Below are 18,444 nucleotides of genomic sequence, written 5' to 3'. Positions count from 1 at the left end.
ATGCTGGTTAATCTTTGCGACTATAAACAGAGCGTTACGCTGATTGCTAACAGCGGCGTACAGTTCCTCGATTTTGGCCTGACGCCGCAGGACAACGCGAGCAACGGGCGTTTCGTGCGTAAAACGGCAAATGGCCCGCTGCTGCGTCTGGATTTTGATCTGGTTAACGGCCGGTACACGCTGCCTGCCGCCGATGGCGGGCAGCCGGAAGTGGTAAAGCCTGAAAGCACAATTCCACTGCACGACTCATTGACCGTGCTGGACGGCGTCTGGCTGCCGCTTCCTTTCCTGCGCTTTAATCCGCCGCGGACGTTTGTTGATGGCCCGGACAACTGGGCCCGCGTCCAGGTGCGAAAGCTTTCCACACCCGACGCGGCTGGCAACACGCACCGCGTCACCATCGCCCTCGACAGCCAGATTGCGGAGCATGCAACGTCCGCGCTGTCGCCGATTGAAAACGATATCCTGAACGGGACGCGTTTCGCACTCGCCTGGCGCGACAATGAAGTTGAGAGTTTTCTCGACCAGACCTGGATTGACGGCTGGCTGCGCGAAGCCTTCACGCAGTTTGCCGACGGGGTTGAAAAACGATCTGAACGCGAGCTGCATCAGGCCATGCGCAGCTTTGAGTATCAGGCGCACTGGCTCAACCTGCTCTCTATGCTCGGTGAACAACTGACCGTGCCGGAAGTGAAGTTTGTTACCCACACCCTGAGCACCCCTGCTATTCCTGTCGATTTGATCCTTGACGTAGGCAACACCCACACCTGTGGCGTGATTATTGAAGATCATGGTGATGCCAATGACGGCCTGCGCCAGACGGCTGAACTCCAGGTGCGCTCTCTGAGCGAGCCGCAGTTCCTGAATGAGCCGCTGTTTACCAGCCGTCTCGAATTTTCCGAAGCGCGCTTTGGCAAGCAACACTTCTCGGTGGAAAGCGGCCGTGAGGATGCGTTCGTCTGGCCATCTATTGTCCGCGTAGGTGATGAAGCGCGTAAGCTGGCGATGCAGCGTCTGGGCACTGAAGGCAACAGCGGGATCTCCAGCCCGCGTCGCTACCTGTGGGACGAAACGCCGGTCGTGCAGGACTGGCGCTTCAGCCAGATGAACGGCAAGACGCAACGCGAACCGCTGGCGACCGCGTTTCCGCTGATGAACCTCATGAACGACGATGGGGAACCGCTCTTCACGCTGCCGCAGGATGAGCGCCTGCCGGTCTTCTCTCCGCAGTACAGCCGCAGCACCCTGATGACGCACATGCTCTGTGAGCTGCTGGCGCAGGCGCTTGGCCAGATTAATAGCGTTGCCACCCGCCTGCGGCTCGGCTTCCCGGCCTCTCCACGCCAGCTGCGTACGCTGATCCTCACCCTGCCCTCGGCGATGCCGAAACAGGAGCGCGAGATCTTCCGTCGCCGCATGTTCGAAGCCATTGCCATCGTCTGGAAAGCGATGGGCTGGCATCCGCAGGATGAAGATTTTGCCAGCCGGAAGCAGCAGGAAAAAAGCGTGGTTCCGGTTCCTGAGATCCAGATGGAGTGGGACGAAGCCAGCTGCGGCCAGCTGGTGTGGCTGTATAACGAAGCCATTTCCCACTTCGGCGGCCAGACCGAAGCGTTTTTCGCCTCCCTCGCCCGTCCGGATCGCGCGCCTGAGCCGGGCGTCGAGCCGGGGCGTGCGCTGCGCGTTGCCTCTATCGATATCGGCGGCGGCACGACGGATATGGCCATCACGCACTATCAGCTCGATGATGGCTCCGGTAATAACGTCAAAATTACCCCGCAGCTGCTGTTCCGCGAAGGGTTCAAGGTAGCCGGCGATGATACGCTGCTGGATGTGATCCAGCGCTACGTACTGCCCGCGCTGCAAACCCAGCTTCAGAAATCCGGCATAGCCGATGCCTCCCTGCTGATGGCATCCCTGTTCGGCGACTCCGGGCGGATTGATACCCAGGCAGTATTGCGCCAGCAAACGGCGCTTCAGCTGTTTATGCCGATCGGTCACGCGATCCTGGCGGCGTGGGAATCGAGCGATATTGACGATCCGCTGGCCGGGCTGCACGCCACCTTTGGCGACCTGCTGACCCAAAAACCAACGCGTAACGTGATGAATTATCTCCAGCAGGCGATCGACCATGCGTTGCCTGCTGGCTCAGAGCACTTTGATCTGTTCAGCGTGCCGCTGCACGTCAATTTCCGGGAGATGCAGGACGCCATGCTGGCGGGGCAGTTCACGCTCGCCGCCCCGCTTCATGCGGTATGCGAAGCAATCTCTCATTACAGCTGCGATATTCTGCTGATCACGGGGCGACCGGGCTGCCTGCCGGGCGTTCAGGCCCTGATTCGCCACCTGCAACCGGTGCCCGTCAATCGTATCGTCTGGCTGGATAAATACCAGGTTCATGAATGGTATCCGTTCAGCCAGCAGGGACGGATCGGCAACCCGAAATCCACCGCCGCCGTGGGTGCGATGCTCTGTAGCCTGGCGCTGGATCTTCGTCTGCCGCGCTTCAACTTCAAAGCGGCCGATATTGGAGCTTACTCTACGGTGCGTTATCTGGGGGTGCTGGATAACACGATCAATACCCTGCGGGACGAGAACGTCTGGTATCACGACATCGACCTCGATAAACCCGGCGCGAAACTGGACGCCCGGCTGCACTTCCCGCTGCGCGGTAACGTCACGCTCGGCTTCCGGCAGCTGGCCAATGCCCGCTGGCCCGCCACGCCGCTTTACACCCTAAGCATCAACTCTGCCGAGCTGGCGAAAGCCATCGCGGGCGACGGCGTGCTGAACGTGCGCCTGAAGCTGCGTGGCGGCAACAGGCAGGAAGGCCCGGAATCGTTCGAGCTGAGCGACGCCTGGCTCCAGGACGGCACGCCCGTGCCGCCGGATGCCCTGACGTTTAAACTGAATACTCTGGCCGATCGCCGACACAGCGGCAGCCATTACTGGATCGACAGCGGGAGCGTATACCTCAAATGACCGGGACGACTGCCACCACCCAGGCCTTAATCGGGTGGATCAACGAGACGCGACAGCACGCCCCGATGCTGGATAACGACGCCGACGCCCTGCTTGCCCGCCTTAACGCAGCCCGCGCGCGCGAAGAGGCGCTCGATCGCGCCCTTGTCAGCCGGAGCAGCATTGGCTTATACGGCCACTCGCAGACGGCGAAAGCACACCTGCTGGCCTCTCTGTGCGGCAGCGGCGACGAACGGCTGAACGTCACGCCGGGTCAACGCACGTTCGATTATTTCTCGCATATCAATCCGGGACATGCGCCAACCAACATGGCCGTTCGTTTCAGCAGGTCGTCCGGCGAGATTGCCGATGAGGCGTTTCCGCTGCGCCTGCGCCTGGTAACGGAGGCCGAGCTGGTGCAGCTGTTTATCGCGCGCACCACGTTGGATCCGCAGATCCGCGCGGTGGATAAGTCCGTGATTGAAGCCCGACTTGAAAAATGGCGTGCGCTGCGTCAACCGCAGAGCGTGCCGGGAATGACCAAACAGGAAGTGGCGACTATTGCCCGTTTCTGGCAGAGCAGGGTCCCGGCTGCTAAGCAGCAGATTGACGATGCCCTGTGGCATCAGTTTGCCCTGCTGATACCGTCGCTGGATCTCAGCACGCGCGCCAGCGTCTGGTCCCTGCTATGGGGTGAGCAACAGGAGTTAACCCAGCAGTGGCTTAAACTCGCCCATGTGCTGCATCAAACCGGCCATGCCAGCGCGCTTGCCGCGCCGTTAAGTCTTCTGGTGGACAGCTTTGGACTGCCGTGTGAAGGTTTCCTGACTCATGGGGCATTTACCGTACCAGAAGCGCAGGAAACCCTGCTTCACCCGATCAATAACGGCGAGCTGCTTAATGCCATTAGCCTGCCCGTCGATGTACTGGCATGTCTGACACGCGAACTGTCACTGCCCGTTGAGAGTTGCGCCCTCGATAACGTCGATATTATTGATATTCCGGCCATTACTGAGGAAAACACGCCGCTGATGACGCAGGCAAAATGCCAGTGGCTGCTTGAGCATTATCGTCAGCAAATTCAGCCGGATGTGCTCGTTATCTGCAACGCAACAGCGCACCACCAGCAGGCGGCAAAAACGGCCACGCTCCTGCAAAACTGGGTCAAAGAGACGCAGCCGGTAGAAGAGTCCGCATTGCCGGGGCTGGTCTGGGCCATTACCCCTCATGATGCGCGGTTCACCACGAAACAGAACCTTGACGAAGCGGTGCAGCAGTTGCTGGGCCAGCCGGGTCTGCGCTGGGGCACGCTCCAGGCGCTTGATTCCCACAGCATGCAGCGGGTGATCGAATGGCTGTCGCAGGCTACCCTGCCGGCCCAGCGCCAGAAGCGTCTTCATACCCTGAAAAGCGTGTTGCAACAGTCGCTGTCGGCACTGATGCGCCCGTATATCGGCCCTCTTACCCGCGACCCAATAGCTGAACGGGCTCAGGCCGAAAAAATGGTTCGAACGCTGCAAGGCAGCGCCGCTCGTCACGGTGAACTGCTTGAAGGGCTTCTGCCGCCGTTAAAAGCGTTTGAGACGCTGCTGACGGTTCACCAGCCTCGTGAGGAACAGGTCAACGGCCTGTTTAACGACGCTATCGATCTGTTTGCGGAAGAGGCGCAGGAAAATCCTGGCGTGTTGCAGACCAAGGACAAGGCGCGAATGGCCCATAGCGTATGGGTTAACCATCTTCGTCAGTGGAGTCGCAACGACGCGGCGGCTGCCCGGCTGGGCCTGGACGCAGGCGTATTACAGCAGATTGCCGATGTGCTGATCGTCACCAGCTACCGGCTGAACCTGCCGCTGCAACTGCAACGCATTGTAGAAACAGATAAAAGCAGTGGCGCACAGCTGCATGCCGCGATAGGCAATTTCATTGGCTGGCTTGGATATGAACTGACTCCCGTCGCTGAACGGCCTGCAAGCCGGATCCGCAAAGGTCAGGCCATTTTTGTGACGCCGGTGGTGAGCAGCGCCTCACCCCGCCTCACCCGGTTGGGTGAGCAGCCTGTTCATGCGGCGACAGCTTACGTTTATGACTGGCTGGTTGCGCTCTACACCCGCGCCATTGAAAACGTGGATTATCAGTGTCCATATGACGTTCAGCCTGCCGCGCGCAAAGCACTGTCTGCCCTTTTGTCTTAATCATTGCAGCCCGCTTAAGTGCGGGCTGCACATTCATGCTCCGCTCAGAAAGTCAGACAAAGCCTGAGCCAACGCGGAGGGATTTTCCCAGGACATTGAATGGCCCGCATCGGGGATAATTTTTACCGGAACGCCTTTTTGTTGCAGGCGATTAAAATCTTCATCAGGCAGAGACCTCTCACCAAAAATTAACCTTATCGGGCAGTTCAATGACAAGAACAGGTGTTCCCAGTCAGGTTTAATGCCCTCGACGAGGCTCGTTGCGCCGCGCCAGACGGCCCAGGGGGCATTGCTTTGAAGGCTTCCCGCCCACGCCGACGTTTCCGCCCGCAGCAAGTCATCATATCCCTGCTCCAGAAAATCTTGTTCGGTTTGGGCCGCAATAGATCGGCTGAACATCCCGCCACCTGCACGAAAATTGGGTTCAGACACGATCAGGCCCTTCACGCGCGACTTCAATAGCGTTGCCGTTTCGATCGCGATACTCCCGCCCATGCTATGACCATAGAGCCAGAGCCTATCCAGACCGAGATGGTTTAACAGTTCAACCACCACCTGCGCCTGTTCGCTTGTGCGATAACGGTAGTTGCCAGGTTTGTCACTGTAACCGCTACCGGGAAGATCGATCAGAATGGCTCTGCGCCCGCCGAAACGGGTATCACAGACAATACGAGGATATTCATACGACGATGCACAGCCCAACCCGTGGATAAACACAACCGGGTCACCGAATCCGGGAAGATCTTGCCAGCGAACGGTACAGCCTGCTTGCTGTGAATAGAAACTGTTCATAAGCACTCCATGTATGATGACTGTATATTTATACAGGCTCAATCTATGGAATGCTATGTCTGGATGACAATTCTGGAAGCGTGCTTCAGAAAAGGGAGATCAACAGGGCAACAGGAAAGCTCATCGGCCAGGTGGAGCCCACCAGGAATGCGCTCAACAGGCGAATACGTTTTCGATCTTTAGACAGGAACCAGGTGATTAAGGCACAGACAGAGGCCATGATTGCGTAAAACACCAACATCTTTTGATACAACGTCATTCTGTTTACCTGAGCCAAAAAATAACCGCACGCAATATGCGTCATATGTTGACACAGATCAAGTTTTTTCATTACATCATAACCACTTAAATACTAAGGATAATAACAACTGAGTATCTTGTGTAACAACGCCGGGTAAAACAAAACGGTTATTATTGATAAGATGCATATATAATGCACTTTTTGATAAATTCATTTCCTCAGAAAGCAGTCTAATAAGAGCAGGCTTTCAAGGGAGGAAACATGCTACGCATTCCACAGAGTTGCATTCACACCCGTTCCACGCCTTTCTGGAACAAAGAAACGGCCCCCGCCGGCATTTTTAAACGCCACCTTGATACGGGTACGCGTCCGGGCGTTTACCCGCGCCTGTCGGTGATGCGCGGCGCAGTGCGTTATCTGGGCTATGCTGATGAATTTACGCCCGAGCCTGACAGCGAACTCGTCATTGAGGCGGGTCATTTCGGCGTTTTCCCGCCAGAGAGATGGCATCACATTGAGCTGATGTCCGACGACACCCTGTTCAATATTGAATTCTTTGTTGAACCTGAGGTGCTTAAGTCCCTTTAAGCGCCCGATATCATGAAGGAAACTATTATGTTACGTATTCCTGAAAACTTTGTTCACACCCGCTCTACCCCGTTCTGGAATAAAGAGACCGCCCCAAAAGCGCTTTTTACCCATCACAACACCAAAGCTGGCGTGTACGGGCGTTTGTCCGTTATGCAGGGTGCGGTGCGTTACTTTGGCTTTGCCGATGGCGATGCCAACGAACCCGATCTGGAAGTGGTGATTGAGGCCGGTTCCTTTGGTATCTCCCCTCCGCAAAAATGGCACCGCATTGAGCTATTGACCGACGATACTTACTTTAATATCGACTTTTTCGCGGATCCTGCCGTCACGCTCAGCGGGGCGGGTATCGGTAAAGTGGTCAACACGCATAAGGAGTAAGTTATGGGTAAGGCAACCTATACCGTGACCGTCACCAACAACAGCAACGGCGTGTCGGTAGATTATGAGACAGAGGCGCCTATGGAGCTGTTGATCCCGGATGTCGCGGCAGATGTCGTGAAGGATCTGGTGAATACCGTTCGCGCCTACGATACGGAAAATGAACACGACGTGTGTGGCTGGTAAGCACAAACGCCCGGCACTGCGCCGGGCATAAGGGTTTAGTGTTTGATCATGACATGTCGCACAACCGTGTAATCTTCAAGGCCGTAAACCGACATATCTTTGCCGTAACCGGATAACTTCATCCCGCCGTGAGGCATTTCACTCACCAGCATAAAATGGGTATTCACCCAGGTGCAGCCATACTGCAACCGTGCGCTGAGCCGATGTGCGCGCCCGACGTCTTTTGTCCAGACGGACGAGGCCAGGCCGTATTGCGATTCGTTGGCCCAGGCCAGCACCTGCGCTTCATCCTCAAACGCCGTCACGCTAACTACCGGACCAAACACTTCTCGCTGGACGATCGCATCTTCCTGCTTTGCCCCGGCCAGCAGCGTTGGCTGGAAGTAATATCCGCCCCCCTCTGCTTTACTGCCGCCGGTGACGACGCGGATATGTCCGAGGGCTTTGGCTTCATCCACGGCAGCACAAACGCGGGAAAGATGCGCTGCGGAGCTGAGCGGACCAAGCTCCGTTGATGCATCGTCCGGTGCGCCCATTTTCAGGCTGGCAACGGCTGCGCCCAGCTTTTCAACCAGGGCGGGATAAATTCCCTGCTGGGCATAGATTCGACAGGCTGCGGTACAATCCTGACCGGCATTGTAGAAGCCAAACGTACGCACCCCCTCAACCACGGCATCCAAATCTGCATCGTCAAAGACAATGACCGGCGCTTTTCCACCCAACTCCATATGGGTACGTTTGATAGAGGATGCGGTATGACCAATGATATGCTCCCCGGTGGCGATAGAGCCGGTGAGGGAAACCATGCGCACTTTTTCGTGACCGGTCAGCGGATCCCCTACGGTCTTGCCGCGACCAAACAGCACGTTCAGCACGCCTGCCGGGAAGATATCTTTCGCCAGTTCTGCCAGCTTCAGCGCCGTCAACGGGGTGATTTCTGATGGTTTGATGACGACACAGTTTCCCGCTGCCAGCGCGGGGGCTAGCTTCCACGCCGCCATCATCAGAGGATAGTTCCAGGGCGCGATAGAGGCGACAACGCCAACCGGATCGCGGCGAATCATCGAGGTATGTCCTTCCAGATATTCTCCGGCAGCCAGCCCATTCAGGCAGCGGGCGGCCCCGGCAAAGAAGCGAAACACATCAACCACGGCAGGAATTTCATCTCCCAGAGCACAATGGAGCGGCTTTCCGCAGTTAAGGGATTCCAGCTGCGCGAACGCATCGGCGTTGGCTTCAATCACGTCAGCCAGCTTTAACAGACAGTCGGCGCGCGTTTTCGGCGTCGTTTGCCCCCACTCTGTGAACGCGCGATCGGCAGCCTGGACGGCGGCGTCCACCTGTGCAGCCGATGCTTCAGCAATCTCAAGCAGCACCTCACCCGTGGCAGGATTATAAACCGCCTGCTTCGCACCTTCGCCAGCCACCAGTTCACCATTAATCAGCAATTGATTTTGCATAGCACCGTCCTGTTAAAGTCGACATTATTTTCGCTGTCAGCACACGTTTTGTCGGATCAACACGTGACAACGTCACGCTTGTAAGCCGTGCTCCCTTATTAAAGGTAGACCGCGCGCCCTGCCGCTTCAGGAATTTTCATCAAGGTGTGACTGGCGGCAGCATCATCTCGCGAATTAGCGCCGCCAGCTGGACGACCGCCTGTTCCTCCCGCTCGCTCCAGCCCCAGGAGGTATTGAAACGGAAAAACGGCGTCCAGATATCGGAGGTGGAAAACATCTTGCCGGGGGCAATGCTGATTTGATGGGTTAATGCCTTTTCACTCAACTGCCCCGCATCCAGCTGTTCAGGCAGCTCCAGCCATAAAAAGTAGCCGCTGTCGTTATGATGGATTTTGACGCCGGCAGGCATATGGCGCAGAAGCGATTGCCAGGCCTGCTGTTTACGTTCAGCAAGCGTACGCCGCAGGCGACGGAGGTGGGCGTCGTAACGTTTGGTCGCCAGATAATCCACCAGCGCCAGCTGCATGGGAGAGCTGGTCGATAACGTACTCATTAGCTGCAACTGCTGAATACGGCGCGCATGCTTTCCCGCCGCCACCCAGCCAATGCGAAAACCGGCCACCAGACACTTGGAAAATGAGGAGCAGTGCAACGTCATGTCCTGCTTATCCCAGGCTTTTGCCGGAAGCGGCTTTTCGCGGCCAAAATAGAGTTCGCTGTAAACATCGTCTTCGATCAGCGTGACGTTGTGCCGGGTTAACAAGGCCACCAGCTGGGCTTTCTTCTCTGCGCTCAGCGTAAAGCCGAGCGGGTTCTGACTGTTGGTCATCAGCCAGCAGGCTTTCACCGGGTAGTCGTTTAACGCCTGCTCAAGGGCATTAAGATCGATACCTTCCCGGACGTCAGTGGCAATCGACAGCGCTTTCAGCTTCAGACGTTCCAGCGCCTGGAGTGCGCCATAAAAACAGGGGTTTTCAACAATAACCCAGTCACCAGGTTCCGTGACTGCCTGTAAGCTGAGGTTGAGCGCCTCAAGCGCGCCCGCGGTGATCACAATTTCATCCGGGGAGATATTCATCCCCTGCTGGGCGTAGCGGCGGGCAATGGCATGACGTAAGTCGACGTTACCCGGCGGCAGGTTTTCAATCACGCTCATGGCCGTGGCCGTTTTACTGACGTTAGCCAGCGAGCGGTTGAGTTGCTGAAGCGGAAAGAGGCGTGGATCGGGAAATGCTGAGGCAAAAGGGACAACGGAGGGGTCGCGGCTGGCCTGTAACACGTCGAAGATATAGGTGTTGATGTCTACCACTTCGTCGCGCATCACCTGCGCGGGTGGTGCAGGCTGGTGCGTGGTCGGGCGCGCGGCAACGTAGTAGCCCGACTGCGGTCTGGCAACAATGCGCCCCTGACTTTCCAGCATCTGATACGCGTGGCCCACGGTCATGAAGCTCATGCCGCTGCTTGCCACTTGCTCACGCAGGGAAGGCAGCTTATCGCCCGGCAACCATACGCCAAGCTCAATCTGCGAGATTATTTGTTGCGCCAGACGCTGGTATTTTTTCATCAGATTCTCCTTATTGCTGACAGTGTATATCAGCAGGAGAAAAAGAGAAGATTTTGCTAACTGTTATGGGAAATGCGGTGGCTTACTTGCGGTATTCGGTAACGTGATTCTGAGCAGAATGCGCAGCGGCCAGGTGGTCGAGCGTGATCATCGGCGATTTGCAGAAAATGCATTTCGCGCCGAACGGGTTTTTATCAGACACGTCAAAAGCTGAGGTGCGGTACTGCGAGCCATGACAGCATGGGCAGCGGAAATGGATATAAGAAGTCATAGGATTCTCCTGTAAACGTAAAAACGTAAATTACTCATGAGCCGATCAGGCATAAATGGTTCGATACAAAACGAATCGGAATGTAGATAAAGACCCAAGAGAGGCTGCGGAGAGGCACAACGTGATGAGAACTGCTTTATAAAACTACGTCAGATATTTATTTGGATTCAAAACCAGAAATCCATTAACGCATGTTGCTGGTGACAAAGCAAGCTGTTTAATGCGTAAAAATCATAAAAAGAATTTTTTTATTCTTCCTGGTTAAGTATATCAGCCAGATAAAGTTAGCCATTTTCCTCAACTGTTATAGATAAAATATAGCTTTCTGCTTCTGATATCACATCTGGCCGCTCTTTATCATAACAGCACACCGTTTAACATTGAGGCAATGCATGTTTGGTCTAGATGCGTTTCATCTTGCGCGAATACAGTTCGCCTTTACCGTATCCTTTCATATTATATTTCCAGCAATCACCATCGGCCTGGCGAGCTATCTCGCCGTGCTGGAAGGGCTGTGGCTAAAAACCAAAAATCCCGTCTGGCGTTCGCTGTACCATTTCTGGTCGAAGATCTTCGCCGTCAACTTTGGTATGGGCGTGGTCTCCGGCCTGGTGATGGCTTATCAGTTTGGCACCAACTGGAGCGGGTTTTCGCAGTTCGCGGGCAGTATTACCGGCCCCCTGCTGACCTATGAAGTGCTCACCGCGTTCTTCCTGGAGGCAGGTTTCCTCGGGGTGATGTTATTTGGCTGGAATAAGGTCGGGCCGGGGCTGCACTTCTTTTCAACCTGCATGGTCGCGTTGGGAACCATCATTTCTACGTTCTGGATCCTCTCGTCAAACAGCTGGATGCAGACACCGCAAGGGTATGAAATCGTAAACGGTCAGGTGGTTCCTGTGGACTGGTTTGCCGTGGTGTTTAACCCCTCCTTTCCTTATCGCCTTCTGCACATGTCGATAGCGGCTTTCCTCAGCAGCGCGCTGTTTGTCGGTGCCTCTGCGGCGTGGCATTTGCTGCGCGGCAACAACACGCCCGCCATTCGCACCATGTTCTCCATGGCGTTGTGGATGACGTTGATCGTCGCCCCTGTCCAGGCGCTGGTGGGCGATATGCACGGGCTGAACACCTTAAAACACCAGCCCGCGAAAATAGCCGCTATAGAAGGCCACTGGGAGAACCCGCCGGGTGAGCCTACGCCGCTGCTGCTGTTTGGCTGGCCGGATATGGAGCAGGAACGGACCCGTTTTGGACTGGCGATACCCGCGTTGGGCAGCCTGATCTTGACCCACAGCCTTGATAAACAGGTTCCGGCATTGAAGGCGTTCCCGAAAGAAGATCGTCCGAACGCCACGATTGTTTTCTGGTCTTTCCGCATTATGGCCGGTTTAGGAATGTTGATGCTACTTTTGGGCGTGGCGGCACTGTGGCTGCGTTACAAACACCGCCTCTATACCTCGCGTCCCTTCCTGTGGTTTGCCCTGCTGATGGGGCCGTCCGGGCTGATCGCCATCCTCGCCGGATGGGTAACTACGGAGGTTGGCCGCCAGCCCTGGGTCGTCTATGGGCTACAGCGCACAAAAGATGCGGTTTCCGCGCATGGCGATCTGCACATGAGCATCAGCTTGCTGGCTTTCTTCGTGGTTTATACCGCGGTGTTTGGCGTGGGCTACAGCTATATGGTGCGTCTGATTAAAAAAGGGCCGCAGCCCCATGGATCCTTCGCGACCGAATCCAACGGCCGCCCTGCTCGTCCGCTTTCTGCCGTCACCACTGAATGTAAGGAGTAACCGTAATGGGTATCGATCTTTCCATTATCTGGTTCGTTATTATCGTTTTCGCCACCCTGATGTATATCGTAATGGATGGTTTTGACCTGGGGATAGGTATCCTGTTTCCGGCAACGCCGGATGCAGACGATCGCGATGTGATGGTCAACAGCGTTGCCCCGGTCTGGGACGGAAACGAAACCTGGCTGGTGCTTGGCGGTGCGGCTCTGTTTGGTGCCTTTCCTCTTGCCTATGCGGTCATCATCGACGCGCTCACCATCCCCCTAACCATAATGCTGATCGGGCTTATATTTCGCGGAGTTGCCTTTGAATTTCGCTTCAAGGCGACTCCGACGCACCGCCCGTTCTGGGATAAGGCCTTTATTGGCGGGTCGATTGTGGCGACGTTCAGCCAGGGCATTACCGTCGGCGCGGTGATCCATGGATTCAGCGTCACCGGTCGCGCTTACAGCGGCGCTCTATTTGACTGGTTTACCGCATTTACTCTTTTTTGCGGTGCGGCCCTGGTGGTGGCTTACGCGCTGTTAGGATCAACGTGGCTGGTCATGAAAAGCGAAAATGCCCTGCAACGGCGGATGCGTCAGATATCGAAGATGCTCCTGCTCCTCCTTCTGGGGTGCATTGCAGCAATCAGTATCTGGACGCCTCTGGCGCAACCGGCCATTGCCGCACGCTGGTTTACGCTGCCGAACCTGTTTTACCTGCTGCCCGTCCCTGCGCTGGTTGTGATCCTGAGCCTGTGTCAGTGGCGCTGCCTGAATAATCCGGCGAGCCATACCCTGCCGTTTATCATGACCTTAGGACTGGTATTCCTTGGTTTTAGCGGGCTTGGGATCAGCATCTGGCCACACATCATCCCACCGGACATTACCCTCTGGGAGGCCGCCGCCCCACCCCAAAGCCAGGGCTTTATGTTGGTGGGTGCACTGTTGATCATTCCCGTCATTCTGGTCTACACCTTCTGGAGTTATTACGTTTTTCGCGGAAAAGTACAGCATGGGGAGGGTTATCACTGATGCAACAACCTGTATGGAAACGTTTGATGTGGCTTGCCATCATCTGGGGCGGCAGCGTACTGGCGCTGGCCTGCGTCAGTATGCTCTTCAAAATGCTGATGGCAGCGGCTGGATTTAAATCTCATTAAGTATCTCACCGGGTGCGCCGCCGCCCGGTCCTTTCTCGCACTTTCAGATAAACCCCATTAACACCCAGGAGGGTATCGTTACACTGAAAAAATATTTACAGCATTGATAGTTTGAGAAGAAAAATGAAAAAGCTCGCGGCAGTAAGTTTAATCAGCCTCGCACTGGCTGGATGCGTTAACCCTGGCAAAGCCTCCGTTCAGACCGAACAGCTAGAGAATCACCGCTTCGTGCTGGAAAACGTTGATGGCAAAGCGGTGAAAGTCGGTAAAACCCAGCCTGAAATTCGCTTCAGTGCGCAGCCTAATATCAGCCTGATTAACAACATTGTCGTCTCCGGCACGATGTGCAACGGCTTCAACGGACAGGGGAAGTTGTCCGAAGGAGAATTGACCGTCAAAACGCTGGCTTTGACGCGGAAACTCTGCACCGAGCCGCAGCTTAATGCACTTGATCAGACCATCGCCGATATGCTAAGCAAAGGCGCACAGGTGGACCTGACCGAAGACCAGTTAACGCTGGCGACAGCCGATAAGTCATTGATGTTTAAGCGAGTAGAATAACTCAGTAGCTTCCGCACGACCCTACGGCAAGCGACTGCTCACTACAGCGTTTGCCGTTAGGCAATGCGCACATGCCGATGGCGGAGCCGTCGAGCTGGCGGGCAACGGAAAGTGACCCTCCGATCATTGCGCAGTTAGCTTGTCCAGAGCTGGACATAGCCGCTCTCATACCTGGCGTAACGTGTGCTGCTGTCGCCTGCTGTACAGGTTCATTGCTGCATGCCGATAACAGTAACGCGGCACATCCTACCCAAAATGCTGAACGCATACCTTTCTCCCCATAATTAAAGCGAAACCTAAGCATAATAGGCATCACGCGCCGCATCGTCGAGAGCGGATGTGCGTATTTATGCGCCCTGGTAACAATTTCTCGCAATTTTTTAACGCAACTAGCCATCGAGTCATTGATACAGCGCATACCGAGGACACAAAAGCGAAAATCGCAAACCCTGAGCTTTGCTAAAATACACAGATAATATTCAGGGTCTGTCGTCGTTTTACAGGCCCCTCTTTTTGCGCAATGTAAGGGTGTTGTCCTATGCAAACTATTGACGGCAATGGTGCAGTCGCGTCGGTTGCGTTTCGTACCAGCGAAGTTATCGCCATCTACCCAATTACTCCAAGCTCAACAATGGCTGAACAGGCAGACGCCTGGGCCGGGAATGGCCTAAAAAACGTCTGGGGCGACGTCCCGCGCGTCGTTGAGATGCAGTCCGAAGCCGGCGCCATTGCCACCGTGCACGGTGCGTTGCAGACCGGTGCCCTGTCGACTTCGTTTACGTCGTCACAGGGTCTTCTGCTGATGATCCCCACGCTTTACAAGCTGGCAGGACAGTTAACGCCGTTTGTCCTGCACGTTGCCGCGCGCACCGTGGCCACTCACGCGCTCTCTATTTTTGGCGATCACTCGGACGTGATGGCCGTGCGTCAGACCGGCTGCGCCATGCTCTGCGCCGGTAGCGTGCAGGAGGCACAGGACTTCGCGCTGATATCGCATATTGCCACGCTGAAAAGCCGCGTGCCGTTTATTCATTTCTTCGATGGTTTCCGCACGTCACACGAGATCAATAAAATCGTTCCGCTGCCGGACGATACTATTCTGAACCTGCTGCCGCAGGCTGACATTGATGCTCATCGCGCGCGTGCCCTCAATCCGGAACACCCGGTGATTAGGGGAACGTCGGCAAACCCGGACACCTATTTCCAGTCCCGCGAGGCGACAAACCCGTGGTACAACGCGGTATACGATCATGTCGAACAGGCGATGGACGATTTTGCCGCTGCGACGGGTCGCGCGTATAAGCCGTTTGAATATTACGGCCATCCGCAGGCCGAGCGCGTGATCGTCCTGATGGGTTCAGCCATCGGCACCTGTGAAGAAGTGGTCGATGAATTGCTGACGCGTGGGGAAAAAGTGGGCGTCCTCAAAGTGCGCCTCTATCGTCCATTCTCCGCGAAACACCTGCTCGCAGCCCTGCCGGAAAGCGCGCGTGCCGTGGCGGTACTTGACCGCACCAAAGAGCCTGGCGCACAGGCTGAACCGCTCTATCTTGATGTGATGACGGCGCTGGCTGAGGCGTTCAATGCTGGCGAACGCGAAACGCTGCCGCGCGTCATTGGCGGGCGTTATGGTTTATCCTCCAAAGAGTTCGGGCCAGAATGCGTCCTGGCCGTATTCACTGAATTGCGGGAGGCAAAACCGAAACCGCGCTTTACGGTCGGCATTTATGATGACGTGACTAACCTTTCTCTCCCGCTGCCGGAAAACACCCTGCCCTCGAATGCGAAACTGGAAGCGCTGTTCTACGGCCTGGGCAGCGACGGCAGCGTCTCGGCGACCAAAAACAACATCAAAATTATCGGTAACTCCACGCCGTGGTATGCGCAAGGGTATTTCGTCTATGACTCCAAAAAAGCGGGCGGATTGACCGTCTCCCACCTGCGCGTTAGCGAACACCCAATCCGCTCGGCGTACCTTATTTCGCAGGCAGATTTTGTTGGCTGTCACCAGCTCCAGTTCATTGATAAATACCAGATGGCCGAGCGCCTGAAGCCCGGCGGTATTTTCCTGATCAACACCCCGTACAGCGCCGATGAGGTCTGGGCGCGCCTGCCCCAGGAAGTCCAGGCGGTGCTGAACCAGAAACAGGCGCGCCTGTATGTCATTAACGCCGCGAAGATTGCCCGCGAGTGCGGCCTGGCAGCGCGTATCAATACGGTCATGCAGATGGCGTTCTTCCACCTGACCAACATTCTGCCGGGCGACAGCGCACTGATGGAACTTCAGGGGGCGATTGCCAAAAGCTACAGCAGCAAAGGTCAGGAGCTGGTTGAACGCAACTGGCAGGCGCTGGCGCTGGCCCGCGAGTCGCTGTTCGAAGTGCCGTTGCAGCCGGTCAATGCCGGCAGCCCGAACCGACCGCCAGTGGTGTCTGACGCCGCACCGGATTTCGTCAAAACCGTAACGGCGGCGATGCTTGCCGGACTGGGCGACACCCTGCCCGTCTCTGCGCTTCCGCCTGACGGCACCTGGCCGATGGGCACGACCCGCTGGGAAAAACGCAATATTGCCGAAGCGATCCCCATCTGGAAAGAAGAGCTGTGCACCCAGTGCAACCACTGCGTGGCGGCCTGTCCGCACTCGGCCATTCGCGCCAAGGTGGTATCGCCGGAAGCGATGGCTGACGCGCCGGAGAGCCTGCACTCGCTGGATGTAAAATCCCGCGATATGCGTGGCCAGAAATATGTTCTTCAGGTGGCGCCAGAAGACTGCACCGGCTGTAACCTGTGCGTTGAGGTGTGCCCGGCGAAAGATCGTCAGGATCCGACAATCAAAGCCATCAATATGATGTCGCGTCTGGACCATGTTGAAGAAGAGAAAGTGAATTATGATTTCTTCCTCGACCTGCCTGAAATCGACCGCAACAAGCTGGAACGCATTGACATTCGTACCTCACAGCTCATTACGCCGCTTTTCGAGTACTCCGGGGCGTGTTCTGGCTGCGGTGAAACGCCATACATTAAACTGCTTACCCAGCTTTACGGTGACCGAATGCTGATTGCCAACGCGACTGGCTGCTCGTCAATCTATGGCGGTAACCTGCCGTCCACGCCGTATACCACCGACGCGAACGGCCGCGGTCCGGCGTGGGCAAACTCGCTTTTCGAGGATAACGCAGAATTTGGACTGGGCTTCCGTCTGACGGTCGACCAGCACCGTGCCCGCGTAATGCGTCTGCTGGAAGAGTTTGCCGATAAAATCCCGGCAGAGCTGAATGACGCGCTGCATGCGGAGGCCACGCCTGACGTTCGTCGCGCGCAGGTTGCTGAACTGCGCAATGCGCTTCGGGGTATTAAAGGGGCTGAACAACTGCTGACCGATGCCGACGCGCTGGTAGAAAAATCGATCTGGCTCATCGGCGGTGACGGATGGGCCTACGATATTGGATTCGGTGGACTCGATCACGTGCTGAGCCTGACCGAAAACGTCAACATTCTGGTTCTTGATACCCAGTGCTATTCCAACACCGGTGGACAGGCCTCGAAAGCGACGCCGTTAGGGGCGGTCACGAAATTTGGTGAGCATGGCAAACGCAAGGCGCGTAAGGATCTCGGCGTCAGCATGATGATGTATGGCCATGTCTACGTCGCGCAGATTTCGCTGGGTGCACAGCTCAACCAGACGGTGAAAGCCATTCAGGAAGCGGAAGCTTATCCTGGCCCGTCGCTGATCATCGCCTACAGCCCGTGCGAGGAACATGGCTACGATCTGGCGCTTAGCCACGACCAGATGCGTCAGCTTACCGCAACCGGATTCTGGCCGCTGTACCGCTTCGATCCGCGCCGTGCCGATGAAGGGAAATTGCCGCTGGCGCTGGATTCGCGTCCACCGTCAGACGCCCTTGCCGAAACCCTGCTTCAGGAGCAACGTTTCCGCAGGCTGAACGCTCAGCAGCCAGAAGTAGCAGAGCAGCTCTGGAAGGATGCGGCAGCGGATCTTCAGAAGCGGTATGACTTCCTGGCACAACTGGCGGGGAAAGCGGAAAAATCCACCAGCGAATAACCTTTATGCCCGGCTTGTCCGGGCATTTTTTTGCCATAAAAAAAGCCCGATGCATGCGCACCAGGCGAATCCAAAGATCGGTGAAAATTGCCTCAATCTTCTGAACAATATTCACGGTAATTATGGATGAAAAAATCTTAAAGGCATATAACGCCGGGAAGATTACCTTGTTTACTCCGCAAATAATAATTTTTATTTTGTATCTGTCACTGTAATTTATTCACGGCATCAATCATCATTTCAGCCGCAATAT

The 18,444-nt window shown here is 55.9% G+C and carries 16 protein-coding genes; 10 read left to right on the top strand and 6 right to left on the bottom strand.

The window, feature by feature from the left end; all coding sequences use genetic code 11:
* Both IM267_RS17590 and IM267_RS17585 read left to right on the top strand, forming a co-directional pair.
* Entirely contained in the window at positions 1–2,982 is a 2,982-nt protein-coding gene (locus IM267_RS17590; protein WP_193033926.1) for a virulence factor SrfB, read from the top strand.
* On the top strand, positions 2,979–5,153 hold the full coding sequence (locus tag IM267_RS17585) for a virulence factor SrfC family protein (protein WP_193033925.1): 2,175 nt from the start codon (positions 2,979–2,981) through the stop codon (positions 5,151–5,153). The genes IM267_RS17590 and IM267_RS17585 overlap by 4 nt, the downstream gene beginning before the upstream one ends.
* Before the next feature lie 33 nt (positions 5,154–5,186).
* On the opposite strand, the gene IM267_RS17580 is transcribed toward IM267_RS17585, so the two are convergent.
* Positions 5,187–5,945 carry an alpha/beta fold hydrolase gene (locus tag IM267_RS17580; protein ID WP_102751085.1) on the bottom strand — a complete coding sequence of 253 codons (759 nt, stop codon included), beginning with the start codon at positions 5,943–5,945 and terminating at the stop codon, positions 5,187–5,189.
* Between the two features lie 85 nt (positions 5,946–6,030).
* Positions 6,031–6,204, bottom strand: a complete 174-nt coding sequence (locus IM267_RS17575) for a GhoT/OrtT family toxin (RefSeq protein WP_032670341.1) — start codon at positions 6,202–6,204, stop codon at positions 6,031–6,033.
* A gap of 243 nt (positions 6,205–6,447) precedes the next feature.
* Between IM267_RS17575 and IM267_RS17570 the strand changes: the two genes are divergently transcribed.
* Genes IM267_RS17570 through IM267_RS17560 form a run of 3 tightly spaced genes read left to right on the top strand, consistent with a single transcriptional unit; the run spans position 6,448 to position 7,341 of the window.
* On the top strand, positions 6,448–6,774 hold the full coding sequence (locus IM267_RS17570; protein ID WP_193033924.1) for a DUF1971 domain-containing protein: 327 nt from the start codon (positions 6,448–6,450) through the stop codon (positions 6,772–6,774).
* A gap of 27 nt (positions 6,775–6,801) precedes the next feature.
* On the top strand, positions 6,802–7,155 hold the full coding sequence (locus tag IM267_RS17565) for a DUF1971 domain-containing protein (protein ID WP_193033923.1): 354 nt from the start codon (positions 6,802–6,804) through the stop codon (positions 7,153–7,155).
* A 3-nt stretch (positions 7,156–7,158) separates the two neighbouring features.
* Positions 7,159–7,341 (top strand): DUF1869 domain-containing protein, encoded by a 183-nt coding sequence (locus IM267_RS17560; protein WP_063449914.1) that lies wholly within the window; start codon positions 7,159–7,161, stop codon positions 7,339–7,341.
* Positions 7,342–7,376: 35 nt separating this feature from the next.
* Here IM267_RS17560 and patD read toward each other — a convergent pair whose 3' ends face one another.
* The 3 genes from patD to IM267_RS17545 form a co-directional block, all read right to left on the bottom strand.
* Positions 7,377–8,801 carry an aminobutyraldehyde dehydrogenase gene (gene patD / locus IM267_RS17555; RefSeq protein ID WP_193033922.1) on the bottom strand — a complete coding sequence of 475 codons (1,425 nt, stop codon included), beginning with the start codon at positions 8,799–8,801 and terminating at the stop codon, positions 7,377–7,379.
* A 139-nt stretch (positions 8,802–8,940) separates the two neighbouring features.
* A complete protein-coding gene (locus IM267_RS17550; RefSeq protein WP_107535438.1) occupies positions 8,941–10,365 on the bottom strand; it encodes a PLP-dependent aminotransferase family protein in 1,425 nt (474 codons plus the stop codon).
* Between the two features lie 82 nt (positions 10,366–10,447).
* A complete protein-coding gene (locus IM267_RS17545; protein WP_063866623.1) occupies positions 10,448–10,636 on the bottom strand; it encodes a hypothetical protein in 189 nt (62 codons plus the stop codon).
* A gap of 392 nt (positions 10,637–11,028) precedes the next feature.
* Here IM267_RS17545 and IM267_RS17540 point away from each other — a divergent pair, with 392 nt between their 5' ends.
* From IM267_RS17540 to hslJ, 4 genes are all read left to right on the top strand, one after another.
* Complete coding sequence (locus tag IM267_RS17540) at positions 11,029–12,423, top strand: cytochrome ubiquinol oxidase subunit I (RefSeq protein WP_193033921.1); 1,395 nt, start codon at positions 11,029–11,031, stop codon at positions 12,421–12,423.
* Between the two features lie 5 nt (positions 12,424–12,428).
* Complete coding sequence (cydB, locus tag IM267_RS17535; RefSeq protein ID WP_193033920.1) at positions 12,429–13,439, top strand: cytochrome d ubiquinol oxidase subunit II; 1,011 nt, start codon at positions 12,429–12,431, stop codon at positions 13,437–13,439.
* Entirely contained in the window at positions 13,439–13,567 is a 129-nt protein-coding gene (locus IM267_RS17530) for a DUF2474 domain-containing protein (RefSeq protein ID WP_017693358.1), read from the top strand. Before cydB ends, IM267_RS17530 begins: the two co-directional genes overlap by 1 nt.
* A gap of 123 nt (positions 13,568–13,690) precedes the next feature.
* On the top strand, positions 13,691–14,128 hold the full coding sequence (hslJ, locus tag IM267_RS17525; RefSeq protein WP_193033919.1) for a heat shock protein HslJ: 438 nt from the start codon (positions 13,691–13,693) through the stop codon (positions 14,126–14,128).
* 1 nt (position 14,129) lies between these two features.
* Here hslJ and IM267_RS17520 read toward each other — a convergent pair whose 3' ends face one another.
* The gene (locus IM267_RS17520) at positions 14,130–14,396 is read right to left on the bottom strand and encodes a DUF333 domain-containing protein (RefSeq protein WP_003856935.1); all 267 of its coding nucleotides are present in this window, start codon (positions 14,394–14,396) and stop codon (positions 14,130–14,132) included.
* A gap of 270 nt (positions 14,397–14,666) precedes the next feature.
* Here IM267_RS17520 and nifJ point away from each other — a divergent pair, with 270 nt between their 5' ends.
* Positions 14,667–18,191: a pyruvate:ferredoxin (flavodoxin) oxidoreductase gene (nifJ, locus tag IM267_RS17515; RefSeq protein WP_193033918.1), complete on the top strand. Its 3,525-nt coding sequence runs from the start codon at positions 14,667–14,669 to the stop codon at positions 18,189–18,191.
* Positions 18,192–18,444: the final 253 nt, after the last annotated feature.

The sequence above is a fragment of the Enterobacter cloacae complex sp. P15RS genome, from assembly GCF_014895905.1.
Taxonomy (GTDB): Bacteria; Pseudomonadota; Gammaproteobacteria; order Enterobacterales; family Enterobacteriaceae; genus Enterobacter; species Enterobacter quasihormaechei.
This window is presented reverse-complemented; position numbering and strand designations above follow the sequence as displayed.

What these genes read in the sequence shown, in the direction of transcription:
- IM267_RS17575 (WP_032670341.1), bottom strand. Translation starts at nt 6,204, where the DNA reads ATGACGTTGTATCAAAAGATGTTGGTGTTTTACGCAATCATGGCCTCT.
- IM267_RS17520 (WP_003856935.1), bottom strand. Translation starts at nt 14,396, where the DNA reads ATGCGTTCAGCATTTTGGGTAGGATGTGCCGCGTTACTGTTATCGGCA.
- IM267_RS17565 (WP_193033923.1), top strand. Translation starts at nt 6,802, where the DNA reads ATGTTACGTATTCCTGAAAACTTTGTTCACACCCGCTCTACCCCGTTC.
- IM267_RS17545 (WP_063866623.1), bottom strand. Translation starts at nt 10,636, where the DNA reads ATGACTTCTTATATCCATTTCCGCTGCCCATGCTGTCATGGCTCGCAG.
- IM267_RS17570 (WP_193033924.1), top strand. Translation starts at nt 6,448, where the DNA reads ATGCTACGCATTCCACAGAGTTGCATTCACACCCGTTCCACGCCTTTC.
- IM267_RS17585 (WP_193033925.1), top strand. Translation starts at nt 2,979, where the DNA reads ATGACCGGGACGACTGCCACCACCCAGGCCTTAATCGGGTGGATCAAC.
- hslJ (WP_193033919.1), top strand. Translation starts at nt 13,691, where the DNA reads ATGAAAAAGCTCGCGGCAGTAAGTTTAATCAGCCTCGCACTGGCTGGA.
- IM267_RS17590 (WP_193033926.1), top strand. Translation starts at nt 1, where the DNA reads ATGCTGGTTAATCTTTGCGACTATAAACAGAGCGTTACGCTGATTGCT.
- IM267_RS17550 (WP_107535438.1), bottom strand. Translation starts at nt 10,365, where the DNA reads ATGAAAAAATACCAGCGTCTGGCGCAACAAATAATCTCGCAGATTGAG.
- IM267_RS17560 (WP_063449914.1), top strand. Translation starts at nt 7,159, where the DNA reads ATGGGTAAGGCAACCTATACCGTGACCGTCACCAACAACAGCAACGGC.
- IM267_RS17530 (WP_017693358.1), top strand. Translation starts at nt 13,439, where the DNA reads ATGCAACAACCTGTATGGAAACGTTTGATGTGGCTTGCCATCATCTGG.
- patD (WP_193033922.1), bottom strand. Translation starts at nt 8,801, where the DNA reads ATGCAAAATCAATTGCTGATTAATGGTGAACTGGTGGCTGGCGAAGGT.
- cydB (WP_193033920.1), top strand. Translation starts at nt 12,429, where the DNA reads ATGGGTATCGATCTTTCCATTATCTGGTTCGTTATTATCGTTTTCGCC.
- IM267_RS17540 (WP_193033921.1), top strand. Translation starts at nt 11,029, where the DNA reads ATGTTTGGTCTAGATGCGTTTCATCTTGCGCGAATACAGTTCGCCTTT.
- IM267_RS17580 (WP_102751085.1), bottom strand. Translation starts at nt 5,945, where the DNA reads ATGAACAGTTTCTATTCACAGCAAGCAGGCTGTACCGTTCGCTGGCAA.
- nifJ (WP_193033918.1), top strand. Translation starts at nt 14,667, where the DNA reads ATGCAAACTATTGACGGCAATGGTGCAGTCGCGTCGGTTGCGTTTCGT.